The following is a 17,729-nucleotide window of genomic DNA, read 5'->3' as shown; positions in this document are numbered from 1 at the left end:
GGGCCGCTTCGTCAAAAGAAAGTAATTAAAATACGAAAAAAACCGCCGAACGAGTCGGCGGCATTTAATACATCAATAATAGCATATCGCTTTAATATTCCTATTATACGTAAGGTTCTGCAACCCAGTGACCTTTGGAAACCTCAATCAATTGAGAATTTTCCAGGTTGTACGGATCATTTGCAGGACCGCCAGATCCGTTCTGAATCGGGCTCATATGCTCTTCTGGCAGCAAGATGCGACGTTTGTTCGCTTCCACTTCCGGATCAGGTACAGGGATCGCGGAAAGCAATGTTTTGGTGTAAGGGTGGACAGGGTTCGCATATAGTTCTTCACTTTCTGCGAGCTCAACCACTTTACCCATGTACATTACAGCTACACGGTCACTGATATGTTTAACCATTGACAAGTCATGCGCAATAAACAGGTATGTCAAGCCGAGACGTTGCTGAAGTTCTTCAAGCAATTTAACGACCTGCGCCTGAATGGATACATCCAGTGCAGACAATGGCTCATCACAGATGATGAATTTAGGGTCTACAGCAAGCGCACGCGCAATCCCGATCCGTTGTCTTTGACCACCGGAGAATTCATGTGGATAACGAAGTGCATGACTTGGATTCAAACCTACCAGATCAAGCAGTTCCTCCACTCGTCTCTTGCGCTCTTTAGAGCTGGAAGCCAGACCATGAATATCGAGTGACTCCCCGATAATATCCATAACATTGAAACGCGGGTTAAGAGATGCATATGGATCTTGGAAGATCATCTGCATATCTTTACGCATTTCTTTCATTTTGCGCGGGGACAACTTGTAGATATCCGTTCCATTGAAGTTAACATTTCCGCCAGTTGGCTCATAAAGACGCAGAATGGTACGACCTGTTGTGGATTTACCACAGCCAGACTCGCCTACAACGCCAAGTGTTTCACCTTCAAAGATATCAAAGCTTACGTCATTGACCGCTTTGAGAATGTTACCTTTACCCAAATTAAAGTACTGTTTCAAGTTTTTCACTTGTACCAGAGGCTTATTGCTGCCTTTGATAATACCAGCCGGAGCTGGTTTTTCCTTTTTGGGCTCGTCCAGACGTGGCAAAGCATTCAGCAATTTAATCGTGTATGGATGTTGAGGGTTACTAAAGATTTCAGCAGTTGTTCCTGTTTCAACAACTTCGCCTTCCTTCATAACAACAACACGGTCACACATACCCGCTACGACACCAAGGTCATGCGTAATCAGCATGATCGATGTTCCCAGCTTTTGCTGCATGTCTTTCATGACATCCAGAATTTGAGCCTGAATTGTAACGTCAAGTGCAGTAGTCGGTTCATCCGCAATCAGAAGGGATGGACGACATGCAAGTGCGATCGCAATCATGGCACGCTGACGCATACCACCAGAGAATTGGTGAGGATAATGATTCATGCGAATAGCCGCATTTTTAATACCTACAAGTTCCAACATTTCCAACGCAGCTTTATCCGCCGCTTGTTTGGACATGTTCTGATGCTTGCGCAATACTTCGGTAATTTGTTTACCAATTTTAATGGTAGGATTCAAAGAAGTCATTGGATCTTGGAAGATCATACCGATATCTTTACCACGAATCGCTTCCATTTGTTTGTCTGTCTTATTCAGCAGGTCTTGCCCGTGAAAAGTTATTTCTCCGCTTTTGACCTTCGAAGGCGGGGAGGGAATCAATTTCATGATGGTTTGGGCGGTAACACTCTTACCACTACCGGATTCACCTACGATCCCCAGCGTCTCTCCTTTGCCAATTTCAAAACTCACATTTTTAACGGCATCAAATTCACCAGAGCGCGTTGAAAATGACACGCTCAGGTCCTTGACTGTTAAAATCGGCTCCATAATCCCACCTCCTATTTCTATTTACGTAATTTCGGATCGAGTGCGTCACGCAGACCGTCTCCGAGCAAGTTAAATGCAAGCATAGTCAGAACCATAAGGCCTGCCGGGAACCACATCCGCCAAGGATACAGTGTCCAGCCTGTGAGTGCGTCATTGATCATGGATCCCAAGGATGATCTCGGTGCAGATACACCAAGTCCGAGGAAACTCAGAAACGCCTCAGCAAAGATCGCATTAGGAATTGACAATGTCAAAGTTACGATAATCGGGCCAATCGCATTTGGCAACAAGTGGCGGAACAATTGACGTCCTGTACTTGCACCCATGGAGCGGGCCGCGAGAATGAAGTCTCTGTTTTTGAGTTGCATAATCTCACCACGTACAATCCACGACATACTGATCCAGCCTGTAATGGTGAGGGCAATGATGATGGTTGTCAGACTTGGTTCCAATACAACCAGCAACAAGATAACAACGAGCATGTAAGGCAGGGAGTACAGAATCTCAGAGAACTTGTTCATGATACCATCAACACGTCCGCCGTAGTAACCCATAATTGCACCATAGATTACACCAATAACAAGGTCAATCAGAGCTGCTGCTAAACCTACAGTAAGAGATACACGAGCACCAACCCATGTTCTTACCCACACGTCACGACCTAGGTCGTCTGTACCAAACCAGTGCTCAGCACTTGGTGCCGCGTTGGCATTCATCAAATCATTGGAATAATAATTATAACTTGTAAACAAAGAAGTTGGACCAATCAAAGCGAAAATCACGACAAGAACCAATACACTCAGACTGATCATTGCAGCCTTATTGGTTGCAAGTCTGTACATGGCATCTTTAAAAAGGGATACACTTTCTTGCGGTTTAACCGCTGCCTGACTAGTCAGGTTCGTGTTCGCCGTTTCATTCTTTTTATTATTCGTGCCAGACAACGTTATGCCCCCTTCCGGCTTTCCAGCTTAATTCTAGGATCAATTAGTACATAAGCGATATCCGTCAGGAAGCGTGCCAACATGAGGAGAATACCATAGAAAATCGTGATTCCCATTATCATTGTATAATCCCGGTTAGTGATGCTTTCTACGAATACTTTACCAATTCCCCCGATGTTAAAGATCTGTTCAATAACAACGGAACCTGTAATGATGTTTGCTGTCATTGGACCAACATAAGTTACTACCGGTAAAATACCATTTCGTACAACGTGTTTGAACATAATCGCTGGCCATTTCAAACCTTTTGCCTTAGCTGTTTTGATATAATCGGCATGCAAAACTTCCAGCATGCTGGAACGCGTCAAACGTGCAATAAAGGCAATTGGTGATGCAGATAGTGCTGCAACAGGGAGCACATAGTCAAGTGGTCCGTCGAAGCCCATAACGTTGAACCATCCCAATTTAAAAGCAAAGACATATTGCAATAACGATGCAAGCAAGAAGCTCGGAACAGCAATACCTATGACAGCGACGACCATGGTGACATCATCAATCAATTTGCGGTGATATACTGCTGCGAGAAGACCCAACAATACACCTACAATAATGGAGATAAGGATTGCAAAGATCCCAAGCTTCAGTGAAGCTGTGAATGTTTGAGTAATCATATCCGTTACATCCTGATTCAGATACCTCATAGAAACGCCGAAATCCCCTTTAAGGATTCCACCCATATACTTCAGGTATTGTTCATACATCGGTTTATCCAAACCGTACTTAACTTCTAAAAGTGCACGAATTTCTGGCGATAGTTTCTTTTCTGCTGTAAACGGGTCACCAGGAATGGCCTTCATTAGGAAGAAAGTCAGCGATGCGAGTATGAAAAGCGATAGCAGCATAAATAGTAGTTTTTTCAACACATACTTAACCAACCCTTGCACACCTCCACAAACAATATTTTGTATACAAATCGATTGTAGAATTAGACTGAAATAAAGTCCAATCCATTTATCGGAAATTTCAAGAATTATAAGGAAAATCGGTGCACATACAAAAAAATCGGGATATATATGGAATTCCACATATATATCCCGAAGTAATCATATTAGACTTCAGAACAACTTATTTCTCTTCCAGATATGCACGCGTGAAGTCAATAGCTCCACTGAAATCAAGTTGTACACCTTTCAGGTAAGGCTTAGTCAAAGATACGTTAGTGTAATAATAGATTGGCATAACGCCCATTTCATCTTGAATCAGGATTTTCTCAGCATCAGCAAATGCAGCCATACGTGCAGCTGGATCAGCAGATTTTACAGTTTCTTTAACATCTTTGTCATACTGTTCGTTGCTGAATTTGGAATCATTGTTTGTGTTTCCAGTCGTCCACATTTCCAAGAAGTTGTATGGATCGTTGTAGTCAGCAGACCAACCTGCACGAGCTACTTGGAAGTTTTGGTTTTGACGGTTCTCAAGGAATACGCCCCACTCTTGGTTTTCTGTTTTCACATCAACACCAAGATTTTGTTTCCACATGTCAGCAACCGCCAAAGCGATTTTTGCGTGACCATCACTAGTGTTGTAGATCAACGTAACAGCTGGCAATGTTGTGTAACCTTCTTCTTTCATACCTTCAGCAAGCAATGCTTTAGCTTCTTCAACATTTTCAGTGAAGTAATCGTCTTTGTGCTCATCACGGAATTCGCCGTTTTCACCACGGATACCTGGAGGTACAAAGCCGAATGCTGGAATTTGTCCACCTTGTGTTACTTTGTCAACAATCAGCTGACGCTGAATGGACATTGCAAATGCTTTACGGATTTTAACGTTGTTAAATGGTGCTTCGTTTACGTTGAACTGATAGTAGTACGTACTTGCAATACCAGTAGCTTTGAACTCGTCCGGCAATTCCGCTTTTACAGAAGGAATTTGGTCGGATGGAATTTCACCGTTAGGTGCACCAGTGTAGTCCAATTGTCCTGATTTGTAAGCTTGCAGTTCGGAAGCACTGCTGTTTGTCAGAGACATATCGATTTGAGCCAATTTAATATCGGCAGCTGCATGGTAACCATCGTTTTTCTTCACAACAATTTTTTGACCTTTAGCGTATTGATCCATTACAAATGGTCCGTTAACGATCATGTTTTTGTAGTCTGTGAAGAATTTGTCATTGGTGTCAGCAGATGCATGTACTGGGTAGTAGGTGTAGAATGCAGTCAGACCCAAGAAGTAAGGTGTTGGGTTTTCCAACGTTACTTCCAATGTGTGCTCATCAGTAGCTTTAACGCCTACTTGTGAGAAATCTGTGACTTTAGTACCTTTGTATGTTTCATCTTTGCTGAGGTTGTAACCTTCAGCGCCTTTAATATAGTACAATTGGTATGCATATGGAGAAGCTGTTTCCGGTTTCAAAGCACGTTCCCAAGAACGAACAAAGTCTTCGGCAGTGATTGCATCACCGTTGCTCCATTTAGCTTCCGGGTTCAGGTTGAAAACATATTTCAAACCATCTTCGGAAATTTTCCAGTCTTTAGCTACGCCTGCTTGTTCTTTACCATCAGCATCGATGCGTACAAGACCTTCGTACAAGAATTTCAGAACTGTGTTGGTTTGGCTGTCTTTTGCTTGAGCCGGGTCCAACGTAGGAGGTTCAGCTGACAGGTTGATTTTCAGAATTTGATCTTTAGCAAGACCATTTCCTTCGTTTGCAGAACCAGTATCGGTGTTACCTGTGCCTTCGTTTTTCGATCCGCACGCTGCAAGTACGGTACCGAACGCCAAAATCAGCGTCAAAAGGACTAATAGACTTTTCCTTTTCATCTAACACGTTCCCCCTAAATTGATATGGTTTATATGTTTATAGATTATACAACCACCGGTCAAAAAAATCTACATTACTTTTTCAGAAAGTAATGTTTTTTTCAGTTTTCGACAAAATCGACACATTTTTTGCCTCTTATGCGTTATGTAACCTTACATCTGTTGCATGAAGTATCTAAATAATCCAAATAAAGTAAACAAAACATACCCGAAACTCATGATGACGAAAGACATGCGCCATACGGCCCGGAACATTCTACCCCTATCGACCTTCCCTTTTAGTCGATTTTGCGCACCCCCGATGAATCCAAGTGCTACTAGTATGAGTATTAATGTCAGATAAAAACCAAAATTCGAATCAAATGTTAAGTTGAATAACGCTGAAACTGAAAATACAAGAAAAAAAGTGGTTACATCCATTGCCATTCGCAATGCTTTACGTTTGTCTTTTTTCCATACGTACATGCCCCAATAGACAAGAAAGAACGGAAAAAAGGGCAATATGCTCAACACAATAAAAAGTCCCATTAATTCACTCCTTCCGTTTGCATTCCTTCAATCAGATGAAGCAGTATTTCATGTGTAGGTGCAAAAAGGTCCAACTTCTGTGCCATCTTTACAATATGACCGTTAATTGACCTCACTTCTGTACCACGTCCAGCGAGAACATCTGCAAGCATGGAGGAAGTATTCGTGGCAGTAGAACGACAAACCGATATCAGTTGATCCCACATATCCTGATCCAAACATATTCCACTTGCAGAGTAGATTAACAATACTTCATCATATAACTGGCGCATTAGCCTCTTTCGTTCTTCCTTGACGATCAATTCTCCATTAGGGATTCGCCATAGTGCCGTGAGCGGGTTAATGACTGAATTAATCAATAGTTTCCTGTATATCAGCTTATCGATTTCATTCGACACTGTACAGTCAAATCCTGCCTGCTGCAACGATCCCGACAGAGTAAATGTTCTCTTCTCCTCTATAGAGGTAGAAGCTCCTATATGTATGTTGTACCTCCCCAGCCTAGTTTCACCTGTACCTGCACGACTCACCTGACTTTGTGTTCGCTTCGCACCTTCTGTTGTAACCGCACTACACAGAAGCGACTTTGGCAAAGCTGCTTGAAGTTTTGTAAGATGGCCCATCCCATTCTGAAAACAAGCGACATTCAGCACATGATCTTGTAATGGACTAATCTCATCAATGAAATCATCAATGCTTGTCTGCTTAACCATGAGCAGTAACCATTCTCCTGGTGTGTTCTTCCATGTGTCAGTCAGCTTACTTATTGGTTTCGCCTGTATTTGATCCGGTAGAATATGTATCTCCTCGTCTTGTTCCACAATGGTTACTCCATTATGGCTGAGGAGGTCTGCCTGAGCTGTTGTTCTGGTCCAAAATCTGACCTGGTTACCTGACGCCAGCAGTTTCCCGCCATACAAAAGACCAAGTGCCCCCGCTCCTACGATGTCAATAATCATATGATGCACTCCTCTCCGCTTCAGTAGTTTCTCTTCTATTATCTATAATAGAACAAAAACACCAAACTAAAAACCCGTCATACCTGCCGTTGTGTAACGGAGGTGTGGCGGGTTCATACCTGACTTTCACAAATCAAACGTCTGAATTTGTTATTCAATTCGTTCCAGATTCCCGTTGGCATCCATCTTGAAACGTGTCTTAAGTTCCTCTTCTTCTTCGGACAAAAATGCGAGTCTGCGAGCCCGATCCATAATCTGAATCAAAGCTTTGTAGTCGTCATTCACCACACGGTAATCCGTCTGCACTTCATTCACTTCCTTGGAGAGACGGTCATTCTCAAGACGTAGTTCAAGCAATTCATCTTCTTTCTCCCGAAGCTCCTTCTCCAGCATCTTGAGTTGACGACTACTCTCCTGCACCGTTCCCTTCCATTGTCGCAGGAAGCGGATTACTGCATCCATCGATAATGAATCGTCTGAGATCCCATCTGATTTGTACAGATGTTCTTCAGTGTCCAGTGTAGACAGTGCTGCAACCTGCGGTCCGAGCATAGCTGGTTGCTTTCTGAGATAACTTCGTTTTTGTCGTTGTGCCTTGGCGTTACTGATGGCAGAATCATACTTTTTACGTACACAACTGTTCCAGCGAAAACCGCATGCGGCAGATGTTCTGCCTATTTTTTCGCCCACCTCTTCAAAAGCGGCCAATTGTGTACTGCCTTCCCGAATATGACGCAAAGTAACCTCAGCCAATATCAAATCGTCCTCTGTACTCCAAGCATCCTGTCTCACTGCAGTCATGCTATAATACCCTCCTAACAACATCCTAAAATAACCGTCCGCATTACCGGAAGCCCGGTATGTGAATTAGGTATAAAAGCTGCTTCATTCATTCTTATGCCTCTCATAGAGTTCATAGAATTGATTTCATACTAAAATGTATTTCCACATTCAGGCTTGCTCATACGTGACATACGTAAAACATATCCCTCTATACTTACTTTGAGCAAAAAAAGAATTCGCTTTCATATCCAAATTTGTTTACACGTTTTTCCTTTCCCGGTATAATGTTGTGTAGACAATCTATGAACGTACTTAGGAGAGGAGGATTTACCGTGGCACGCATGTTTCGGGTACTCGGGTTCTTCACGCTTGCAATTGGCCTGATGGCTTTTGCGGGAGATCTGGTCGAAATGGCTTTGCTTTTTTTCCTGCAGACTGCGTTTTTTGTCATTTTGGGATACTTGAAATTTACCGAGCGAACGTACATATTGCTCTTCTGGGGTTATATGATCGTAACATTCACGGGGTTCAGCTACTGGACCGTATTCGAAATGGGTTTGCCGCTCTAATCCACCTGCAGCATCAAAGTGATCCGATATCTGTCGGGTTGCTTTTTTGTTGTGTTCAGATTAAATGAATGTTCATGGTGTTATGTAACCACTAAGGATATTTCACGTATTTGTTTCATATATTGTCTGGAAGACAACAAGCCTGTACGTTTGTCATTTAAGAAGTGGAAAGGAGAATGGATCGGTGAAACGTCAACACGGCATTTCCGCCTTTATATTATGCATCATTTTATTCCTCCAGCTACCTTTAGCCTATGCCTATGGAGAGTCTTCACCTGAGGATACACGTGAGATATTACAAAAAAGTCTATCCATCGTTGAAATCGATCATGAAATCGAACGCATCACCGAAAGGCAGAAGCAGCTGGGTCAACAACACGAGACATTATCCGTCCAGCTGCAGGAACAGGAAGAGCAGATACATATTCAGCAAGATCGGGCCGGAGCTGTAGTGAGGTCCTACTACACAGGAGAACGCGACAGCCTCCTCATGACGGTCCTGGGAGCCAGGTCATTCAAAGACCTGTTTGTACTGTATGATTATTACCAGATTATTATCGGACGGGATCAGGCTGTGCTGGACAAGTATCAGGACCGTTATCGCAATCTGCAACAGACTTCCACTCAGATTCGTCAGACTACAACAGAATTAACCGAAATGAAGACTAATCTTCAAAACCAGCGGGAACGTGTAGTCGCCTTGCAAAAAGAAGTGGATGCCCAAATAGCCACCAGCGGAGATGCGGCAGCGATTCAGAAACTGATGGATGAATTAACCCTCTATTGGGAGAATATCGGCATCTATGAGGTGAAACGATATTTCAAAGCATTGGCATCTGCCATGCAGAACCTGCCCGATTTTATCCAAAAACAAAACGGAGGTATATCCACGACTGGAACAACGTATACGATTCGAATTGGGCAGGATGAGCTTAATTCATTTCTACGTTCCCAAAATTCAATCTTTGAAGACTTTGCCTTTCGGTTTAACCAGGATAAGATTATAGCTTCCGGTCAGCGGGATCAGTTGCAATTAAGCATTGAAGGACATTATACGGTAGAAAATGAACCTCAAAACTCCATTCGTTTTCATGTGGACAAACTTGTATTCAACCAGCTTGAATTACCAGACACCACTCGCAGAATGCTGGAAAAAGAATTTGACCTTGGGTTCTATCCACAGAAAATCCTCTCGTTTGTGAAAGCAACCGATGTTTCGACAAGTGAAGGCATACTGGAAGTAAAACTAGCTATATCCTTTTAAAGAGGTTGTTCAAAAAGTCCGCTTTTGATTACGAAGGATGCCTTGTGGCATCATCAGCATCGAAGTTGAAATCCAGACTTTTTGAACACGAACTTAAAGTTAATTCGTCGTTTTAATACTGTCTACGTATTGATTCGCTGTAATTTCACCCTTTAAAAATTGTTGTACTTTTTTATGAAAACGAGTTATTAGAGCATGACTTTCGGTCGTGGCAGCAGGGACATCTTGGGTGGTTGGGAACCAGGATTGTCCCTTTGTCATGTCATAACGTCCAACGAGTTTCTCAGACTCCAAATCCAGCTCCTGTTGCTTTGCGGGCAACCGGTTAACCTGTTGGTACCATTTCAGCTGTGTCGTAGCGGACGTCATTCCTTCAATCCATCTACTGGCCTCCTCAGCCTCAACCGAACCCGCAGTAATAACAAGGCTTCTGGAGTTTACGGTTTCCAAGGTTTCGAAAGAAATCCGCTCCAAAGAATCTTTATCAACTGCACTCGCTTGATCCGCACTTAATAATTGAGATAACAACGATACAACCATCGGTGTGCCGTTCTGGTCAGCAGTTGGAGAGAACTCTGAATTGGTAGACTCCAGCTTAATAAGGGGCTGAATCTGATTCATCAACTGAATCCCCTGCTGAAGATTCCCCGTTTGCGAATCTATTTGTGTTCGTTTAACTTGGTCTGGTGCCATTTTCGGTTCCAAATGATTCAGCCACGCATTTGTCCCGTACATATCATTGATGTTCATTGTAATTAAAGGGGTGCCTTCCGCAATGGCTTGTTGAGTAAGTTTGACCCACTGATCTTTATTGCGAGGTAATGACTCCAGACCAGCTCTCTTCAGAAATGAAGATTGGGCAGCCAGAATGTACGGATCAAAATCAAAAGGCATTCCCCACTGATAACCATTCCACTCTGTCATTCCCCGTAACCCAACTACCGTATCTCCTAGCGACTTCGATAATGTGGTTCCGTTTAACGGATACAGGTACCCTTTTTGGGCATAGTATTGCACTTCCTCACTATCAAGCAGAACAACATCACCGTTCTCTCCTAGTGAAAATTCAAGATCCAAAACATGCTTATATGTATCCGGCTTCTCATTCCGAAGATTAATCTCTACCAGCTGGGAAGCAGCAACTTCTTTGGCTATTTTTTGAAAGGCTTGGAACTCTTCATCCGACATGGCCACTACAATCTCCAGCGGAGCTTGAGCATCTTCATTACGGGACGAAGACCCAGGAAAAGCATCCTTCTCCTGATCGCGTTCCTGATTGAGCTGCGAACCTCTAAAGTCAAAACTCGGTGACAAGATCGTTAACGAAAGCAGCAATACCGCGAATAAAACAACCTGATGTCTACGCTTCATTAACTTCCCTCCCTGTTCACCTAGTTTTTTCCTGCAGCAATTATTGTAACAAATAAGTAGTACTCTTGTCCTACCCTGCCGAAAAACACTTTTTCGGATTTTTGCATAATACGAGCATATCGAGTTCTGTGTAATAACGCTTACTTATTTTTTCGGCAAAAAGCCGGCTCCAGGAGCCGGCTTCAATAACAACATTTTCCGGGAAATAAATCCCCTAAATTTTACAATAAATCAGCTGCAAGCTGTGCCAGCTTGGACCGTTCTCCTTTTTCGAGCATGATGTGTCCGCTGATTCCCTCTTGTTTGAACCGTTCCACGATATACGTCAGACCATTACTGGCAGAATCAAGATACGGATGGTCTATCTGTTCGGGGTCTCCCATCAAAATAATCTTACTGCCTTCACCGACCCTTGATACAATGGTCTTCACTTCGTGGCGCGACAGGTTCTGGGCTTCATCAATAATGATAAACTGTCCAGGTATCGATCTTCCACGAATATACGTTAAGGCCTCCACCTGAATACTGCCAAGTCCCATTAGGATTTTATCGATATCTCCAGCTTTTTTGGTGTCAAACAAAAACTCCAGATTATCATATATCGGCTGCATCCATGGACGAAGTTTTTCTTCCTTCTCACCAGGCAAATAACCGATATCTTTCCCCATTGGAACGACAGGGCGAGCGATCAACAGTTTTTTGTACTTATGATCATCCTCTACCTTAAGCAGACCTGCTGCAAGTGCCAGCAAGGTTTTCCCTGTTCCGGCTTTACCGGTGATGGTAACAAGCGGGATGTCATCATTCAAAAGCAATTCCAGTGCCATGCGTTGTTGTGCGTTACGTGCGCTAATGCCCCAGACATTGTCATTACTGAGGAAAAGCGGCTCCAGCTTTGATCCCTCTGTGTTCACTTTAAGCAAAGCCGATTTATTGGTTCCCATCTCATCCTTGAGAATGACAAATTCATTCGGATACAACGAATAAGACAACTGCAACGGTTTGATTGGTAAAAAACGATATGTGTAAAACTCATCAATCACTGACGGATGAACTTTTAGGGCCGTATAACCCGGATATAACTCACTGAGTCCTGCCGTCCGATCTGATAAGTAATCCTGTGTGAACAGACCAAGTACATCCGCTTTGATACGCACAAGTACATCTTTACTGACAAGCACGACCTGACGTTCGACTACTTCCTTTTCATTCTCCTCAATCTGATAATTCAGTGCGACAGCCAAAATGCGATTATCGTTGGACACTTCACCAAACATTTCCTGAACTTTCACGAAACTCCGATGATTCAGCTCTACTTTCAGGTTACCTCCATTTGCCAAAGGTACCCCACTGTGCAAGTGACCCAGCTCTCGTAATCCATCTAACAGTCTGGATACATTACGGGCATTACGCCCAATTTCATCGGCATTTCTTTTTTTGGAGTCGATCTCCTCCAGTACAACCGCGGGAATGATTACCTCATGTTCCTCAAAGGCAAATATGGCATTGGGGTCATGCAGAAGCACGTTGGTATCCAATACAAAAATCTTTTTCATTCAATCCCCTCCAAAGCGGCGTCGTTAAAGGCATGAATAGTGTGATCTTTCAGCAGCGGCATGGACAATCATGATCCCATACATAAATGTATTCGACTAGGGCAAAATAATTGTCAACCATTCTGAAAAACTCCAAGAAAGGATGAACATTTATGAAAATATGGGTTTGCACGCTGCTTCTGATCTTTATACTTACAGGTTGCAACAGTTCCACACGCAGCGCTTCGCCGAATCAAGGTACACATGCGAAAGGTTACGGAGGAAATGTAACAACTCAGCAAGATCAAGGGAAAGGATCTCACATGCTCAATGCACAGGAAGATCGGATGAATCCTTCACGTTTGGACCGTCTCAATGAGAATACAGGTGAAGTCCATGATACCAACATTGCAGATGATGCACAGAGTGGCCGGATGCCAAATGAAAAACGAATCAATCACCTTAAAGCCCTTGCCAAACAAGTAGAAGGTGTTGAAGATGCGAACTGCGTCATACTCGGTAATACAGCTGTAGTTGGCATCGATGTTGATGGTGAACTGGAACGTGCTCGGGTGGGTACCATTAAGTACGCTGTTGCCGAAGCACTTCGCAAAGACCCCGAAGGTATAGATTCCATCGTTACTGCTGATGCAGATGTCACTGAACGAATTAAAGAGATTGGTGAACATATTCGTCAAGGGCACCCAATTTCGGGTTTTGCTTCAGAACTCGCTGACATGGTGGGACGAATTATCCCTCAACTCCCGAAAGACGTCCAAGTCCGTCAAAATCCGGATGAACACATGAATCAAAAACAACAAATGCAGCAGCTGCATTCATCGGACAAAAGACAACAAAAAGCCCAGTGATCTCTCACTAGGCTTTTTTCATGGCAGTAAAAACCTGCTCATCTAATTTCTCAGCAGCACGCTGATCATATATTTTGACATATTGAGGCACAGAGGACAATTGAGCGCCGTAAAACAGAGCATTCCTCACCGCTTCAATTGTAATGTCGAAACAGCACATATTAAATGGAACGTCCAGCAGCGGATCTTGTCGTACCGCAGCACGTCCGTTCACTGCGTACACCGTCTCTTCTCCAAAGACAGTTACCGTAATGAGCGGATTAGTAATCATGTTATTCACTAAACGTGAACGATGATCGATCGCTACACGAAAAGTAGAAGCATTCTCCGCATAAATCCAGGAGATGGCTGTTGAAGTCGGACCTCCGGATTCTACATCCACTGTGCTCAGAAGCACAAAGGTCTCATTCTTGAATTGCTGTAAAAGAGATTCAGTTAATTGTGTGACGGCTTCGGACATTCAACCAGCCCCCTAACCTTCTTTATGCAATTCTTGTACTTGGTTTATGTTATTATAGCATACCGATTAACGTGCTTCCAATCCCAAAAGAATGAAGGTTATTCACTTGAAGGTGAAGCCGTTACTTTACCTGAAAGTGTATCTTGTAAAGCCTGCTTGGCATTGGCGAGTTCCGTTTCATTAATATACACATATGGACTTCTCCACTCTCCAGTAACTGGAGTATAATGCACATCCGAAGTGGAAATGTTCCAATACGTCGAGATAAAGTTTTTCATTTGTTCCGATTCCACATCTGTCGTCATATTCTTGTCAACTGCACCAATCACTTTGCTGATCTTTGTAATGCCCCCAAGAGATTTCATCTGATCCAGCATGGAGTTCAGCACTTGGTTTTGACGTTTATTACGATCAAAGTCGTTGGATTCATCAGTCTTTGGATTACAATTGGATTTGCGGTAACGAACAAAATCTAGTGCTGCTTTACCATCGAGATGTTGTGCGCCTGCGACCAGATTGATATCTGTACCATCGGCTGTATCTCTATAACACATATTTTTATCCACAGTCACATCCACGCCACCCACGGCATTGACAGCATCACGGAATGCCTGAAAATTCAGGACGGTTGTATAATTAATATCTACATCCAAATACTTGCCCATCATTTCTTTCATCTGATCCTCTGCATTTTTGCCAGTGGTTTTTTCCTGTGCTTTGAATCTTGGATAATAGGAATTCAGCTTGTTCGACTTGTACCCATCCAATTGAATACGTGTGTCTCGTGGTAAAGATACAATGGTTGCCGTCTTGGTCTCCGGATTCAACGAAGCCACCATAACAACATCCGAGAGATATGTGCCAGTTTCAGGACGGTTATCTGTGCCTAATAACAGCATCGTGATCGGTTTGGTTGTGGCTGACATCCCGGGAGGTACCGGTTTATCGATGCCTGTATCCACGACTTGATTGTATACCCAGTACGCATATCCACCGCCTACCACAATGGCAATAACCAATAGACTTAAAAGGATTCTGCCAAAAGCATTCATTCTCTTTTTCTTCTTAGGCTGCTTGCCCTTGCCATTCTTCGATCCAGAAGCACCGGATTGCGTCGGTGCCTGTCTCCGTGGAGGCAGTCCGTTCGAATTTGAGTTCATATCTTCAACACCTTTATCACATCTGTTTTTGTCTAAATAAAAGACAACCGCTTTCCCAAAGGAAAACGGATGGTCTGTACAAGACAGGATTTATGAGTTTCGAGCGGCAGCTTCCGCTTTTTTCTTTTGACGACCTTCAATAAAATAACGCACTCTCACTAATAACATCAAACCAACCGCGACCAACAAACATTGAATGATGGGTAGCTTGTCGATCTGAAAAATAAGAAGCATGAATGTGCCCATCGCCATCAAAATATAGAGAACGATTTCCTTACCCAGTGGCAATTTCTGACGTACCCGAAACACCTTGTTATATACGTAAGTAATCAATACAAAGATGACGATGTAGGCTACGATCGGGTGTGATGCGAACCATGCTTGCATGCACAGCCAGCTCCTTTCGTGTTCATGCTAGGATAAGTTAACTGGTTGATGGAACAACACCAACAACATTAATTACAAAGCTCTGCAATATGACCGTTTCGGATTCGGATCGTTCTTTTGGTCGCTGTTATCCCCAGATTTTTTTGATCCATTTTTCAATGGTAAAATCCGGGGATAAAGGCGAACGCTTCGCTCCTACAGAATCGATTCCGTATCCTCCACTACTTTAGTGGGTTGTAATCAACGCCGATGGTGCATATGTGTTCCATCAAATGCTAACTTATATAGCTTATTTTGTTGTTATTAGGCTTTTGAAGCCATTTTGCGTTGTTTTTCTGCACGCTCACGCTCGGATTTGTTCAGGATCTTTTTACGAAGACGAATAGATTTTGGTGTAATCTCACAATATTCATCTTCATTCAGATATTCAAGCGCCTGTTCCAACGAGAAGATAATTGGAGTTTTAATTTTAACCGTATCATCTTTACCGGAAGAACGAACGTTAGTCAGTTGTTTTTCTTTGCAGATGTTAACAACGATATCATTGTCACGTGTATGTTCACCAACAATCATACCTTCGTAGATTTCAGTACCCGGCTCCAAGAAGAGTGTACCTCGATCCTCAACGCCCATCATGCCATAGAACGTAGATGTACCCGTTTCAGTTGAGATCAACACGCCTTGGTGACGTCCACCCACTTGACCGGATACTACTGGAGCGTAGCTGTCAAATGCATGGTTCATTACACCGTAACCACGAGTCAATGTCAGGAAGTTTGTGCTGTATCCGATCAAACCACGTGCTGGAATTAGGAACTCCAGACGAACTTGACCACTACCTGTGTTAACCATGTTAACCATCTCTGCTTTACGTGCGCCCAGGCTCTCCATTACGGAACCCATGCTCTCTTCAGGGATATCAATCAACAAGCGCTCAACAGGTTCCATTTTCTTACCGTCAACTTCTCTTACGATAACTTCTGGTTTGGATACTTGAAGCTCATATCCTTCACGACGCATATTTTCAATCAGGATACCCAAGTGAAGCTCACCACGTCCGGAAACGATAAATGCATCAGGGCTATCCGTTTCGTCAACACGAAGGGAAACGTCTGTTTCCAACTCTTTGAACAAACGCTCACGAAGTTTACGGGAAGTTACCCATTTACCTTCACGACCTGCGAATGGACTGTTGTTCACGAGGAACGTCATTTGCAGTGTTGGCTCATCAATTTTCAGAACTGGCAAAGCTTCCGGGTTGTTAGGGTCGGCAATGGTTTCACCAATGTTGATGTCCTTGATCCCTGCAATGGCAACGATGTCGCCTGCTCCTGCTTCTTCCGTCTCAATACGTTTGAGACCTTGGAAACCAAACAGTTTCTCGATACGTGCAGTTTTGCTCTTACCATCACGCATAATAACCGTTACCGATTGTCCTTGACGGATCACACCGCGGTTAACACGACCAATGGCAATACGGCCAAGGTATTCATTGTAGTCCATCAAAGTAACGAGGAATTGAAGTGGTTCTTCAACATTTTCGGTAGGGTGTGGGATATGACTAACGATGGTATTGTAGATCGCCATCATGTTGTCATCTTGTTTGGCAGGATCATTATCCATGCTGGATGTTCCGTTCAATGCGGAAGCATATACAACAGGGAATTCGAGTTGTTGATCGTTGGCACCCAGTTCAATGAACAGGTCCAATACTTCATCAATAACCTCAGTCGGACGAGCCGCTGGACGGTCAATTTTGTTTACAACAACGATTGGTGTCAGGTTATGCTCGAGTGCTTTACGAAGTACAAACTTCGTTTGTGGCATACAGCCTTCATAAGCATCAACAACGAGCAATACACCGTCAACCATTTTCATGATACGTTCAACTTCACCACCGAAGTCGGCGTGTCCTGGTGTATCCACAATATTAATCAAGTAATCTTTATAAGTTATAGCCGTGTTTTTGGCCAAAATCGTAATACCGCGTTCACGCTCCAAATCGTTGGAGTCCATTACGCGCTCCTGTACCGTTTCGTGATCTCGGTAAGTACCGGATTGCTGGAGCAACTTGTCAACGAGTGTTGTTTTTCCGTGGTCGACGTGGGCAATAATCGCAATATTGCGAATGTGTTCTCTTGAATGCATGTTTTGTATCCATATCCTTTCCAATTTCAAATCATATCTACTTAAACTTCCCGCAA

At 43.3% G+C, this 17,729-nt stretch carries 16 protein-coding genes; 3 read left to right on the top strand and 13 right to left on the bottom strand.

Translation table 11 applies throughout. From position 1 onward, the window contains the following. Nucleotides 1–103 precede the first annotated feature (103 nt). From PAEAM_RS06730 to PAEAM_RS06700, 7 genes are all read right to left on the bottom strand, one after another. Nucleotides 104–1,873 carry an ABC transporter ATP-binding protein gene (locus PAEAM_RS06730; RefSeq protein WP_100527054.1) on the bottom strand — a complete coding sequence of 590 codons (1,770 nt, stop codon included), beginning with the start codon at nucleotides 1,871–1,873 and terminating at the stop codon, nucleotides 104–106. A gap of 17 nt (nucleotides 1,874–1,890) precedes the next feature. Continuing rightward, nucleotides 1,891–2,772: an ABC transporter permease gene (locus tag PAEAM_RS06725; RefSeq protein WP_405173030.1), complete on the bottom strand. Its 882-nt coding sequence runs from the start codon at nucleotides 2,770–2,772 to the stop codon at nucleotides 1,891–1,893. A gap of 47 nt (nucleotides 2,773–2,819) precedes the next feature. Further along, entirely contained in the window at nucleotides 2,820–3,752 is a 933-nt protein-coding gene (locus tag PAEAM_RS06720) for an ABC transporter permease (RefSeq protein WP_100527052.1), read from the bottom strand. A gap of 190 nt (nucleotides 3,753–3,942) precedes the next feature. After that, the gene (locus PAEAM_RS06715) at nucleotides 3,943–5,640 is read right to left on the bottom strand and encodes a peptide ABC transporter substrate-binding protein (RefSeq protein WP_100527051.1); all 1,698 of its coding nucleotides are present in this window, start codon (nucleotides 5,638–5,640) and stop codon (nucleotides 3,943–3,945) included. Nucleotides 5,641–5,793: 153 nt separating this feature from the next. Further along, nucleotides 5,794–6,168, bottom strand: coding sequence for a DUF3397 domain-containing protein (locus PAEAM_RS06710; RefSeq protein WP_036614898.1), 375 nt, complete (start codon nucleotides 6,166–6,168; stop codon nucleotides 5,794–5,796). After that, nucleotides 6,168–7,127 (bottom strand): ketopantoate reductase family protein, encoded by a 960-nt coding sequence (locus tag PAEAM_RS06705; RefSeq protein WP_100527050.1) that lies wholly within the window; start codon nucleotides 7,125–7,127, stop codon nucleotides 6,168–6,170. Before PAEAM_RS06705 ends, PAEAM_RS06710 begins: the two co-directional genes overlap by 1 nt. Before the next feature lie 150 nt (nucleotides 7,128–7,277). Next, nucleotides 7,278–7,928, bottom strand: coding sequence for an RsfA family transcriptional regulator (locus PAEAM_RS06700; protein WP_036674824.1), 651 nt, complete (start codon nucleotides 7,926–7,928; stop codon nucleotides 7,278–7,280). Nucleotides 7,929–8,242: 314 nt separating this feature from the next. On the opposite strand from PAEAM_RS06700, the gene PAEAM_RS06695 reads away from it, so the two are divergent. Together PAEAM_RS06695 and PAEAM_RS06690 are read left to right on the top strand one after the other, a co-directional pair. Then, on the top strand, nucleotides 8,243–8,479 hold the full coding sequence (locus PAEAM_RS06695; RefSeq protein ID WP_017687281.1) for a DUF2626 domain-containing protein: 237 nt from the start codon (nucleotides 8,243–8,245) through the stop codon (nucleotides 8,477–8,479). A gap of 184 nt (nucleotides 8,480–8,663) precedes the next feature. Beyond that, nucleotides 8,664–9,743, top strand: a complete 1,080-nt coding sequence (locus PAEAM_RS06690) for a coiled-coil domain-containing protein (protein WP_100527049.1) — start codon at nucleotides 8,664–8,666, stop codon at nucleotides 9,741–9,743. A 99-nt stretch (nucleotides 9,744–9,842) separates the two neighbouring features. Here the strand turns inward: PAEAM_RS06690 and PAEAM_RS06685 are convergent, their stop codons facing one another. Then, nucleotides 9,843–11,114 carry an ABC transporter substrate-binding protein gene (locus PAEAM_RS06685; protein WP_100527048.1) on the bottom strand — a complete coding sequence of 424 codons (1,272 nt, stop codon included), beginning with the start codon at nucleotides 11,112–11,114 and terminating at the stop codon, nucleotides 9,843–9,845. 221 nt (nucleotides 11,115–11,335) lie between these two features. Continuing rightward, entirely contained in the window at nucleotides 11,336–12,670 is a 1,335-nt protein-coding gene (locus tag PAEAM_RS06680; RefSeq protein WP_100527047.1) for a PhoH family protein, read from the bottom strand. 152 nt (nucleotides 12,671–12,822) lie between these two features. Between PAEAM_RS06680 and PAEAM_RS06675 the strand changes: the two genes are divergently transcribed. Further along, nucleotides 12,823–13,518 carry a YhcN/YlaJ family sporulation lipoprotein gene (locus tag PAEAM_RS06675; protein ID WP_076250729.1) on the top strand — a complete coding sequence of 232 codons (696 nt, stop codon included), beginning with the start codon at nucleotides 12,823–12,825 and terminating at the stop codon, nucleotides 13,516–13,518. A 7-nt stretch (nucleotides 13,519–13,525) separates the two neighbouring features. Here the strand turns inward: PAEAM_RS06675 and PAEAM_RS06670 are convergent, their stop codons facing one another. From PAEAM_RS06670 to typA, 4 genes are all read right to left on the bottom strand, one after another. Continuing rightward, nucleotides 13,526–13,978 carry a pyridoxamine 5'-phosphate oxidase family protein gene (locus PAEAM_RS06670; RefSeq protein WP_100527046.1) on the bottom strand — a complete coding sequence of 151 codons (453 nt, stop codon included), beginning with the start codon at nucleotides 13,976–13,978 and terminating at the stop codon, nucleotides 13,526–13,528. Between the two features lie 98 nt (nucleotides 13,979–14,076). Then, complete coding sequence (locus PAEAM_RS06665) at nucleotides 14,077–15,138, bottom strand: LCP family protein (protein ID WP_100527045.1); 1,062 nt, start codon at nucleotides 15,136–15,138, stop codon at nucleotides 14,077–14,079. Between the two features lie 90 nt (nucleotides 15,139–15,228). Next, on the bottom strand, nucleotides 15,229–15,525 hold the full coding sequence (locus PAEAM_RS06660) for a YlaH-like family protein (RefSeq protein WP_036614990.1): 297 nt from the start codon (nucleotides 15,523–15,525) through the stop codon (nucleotides 15,229–15,231). A 303-nt stretch (nucleotides 15,526–15,828) separates the two neighbouring features. Next, nucleotides 15,829–17,673, bottom strand: coding sequence for a translational GTPase TypA (gene typA / locus PAEAM_RS06655; RefSeq protein ID WP_036674819.1), 1,845 nt, complete (start codon nucleotides 17,671–17,673; stop codon nucleotides 15,829–15,831). Nucleotides 17,674–17,729 lie beyond the last annotated feature (56 nt).

Origin of the sequence: Paenibacillus sp. GM1FR (assembly GCF_002803315.1) — a bacterium.
GTDB lineage: Bacteria > Bacillota > Bacilli > Paenibacillales > Paenibacillaceae > Paenibacillus > Paenibacillus amylolyticus.
This window is presented reverse-complemented; position numbering and strand designations above follow the sequence as displayed.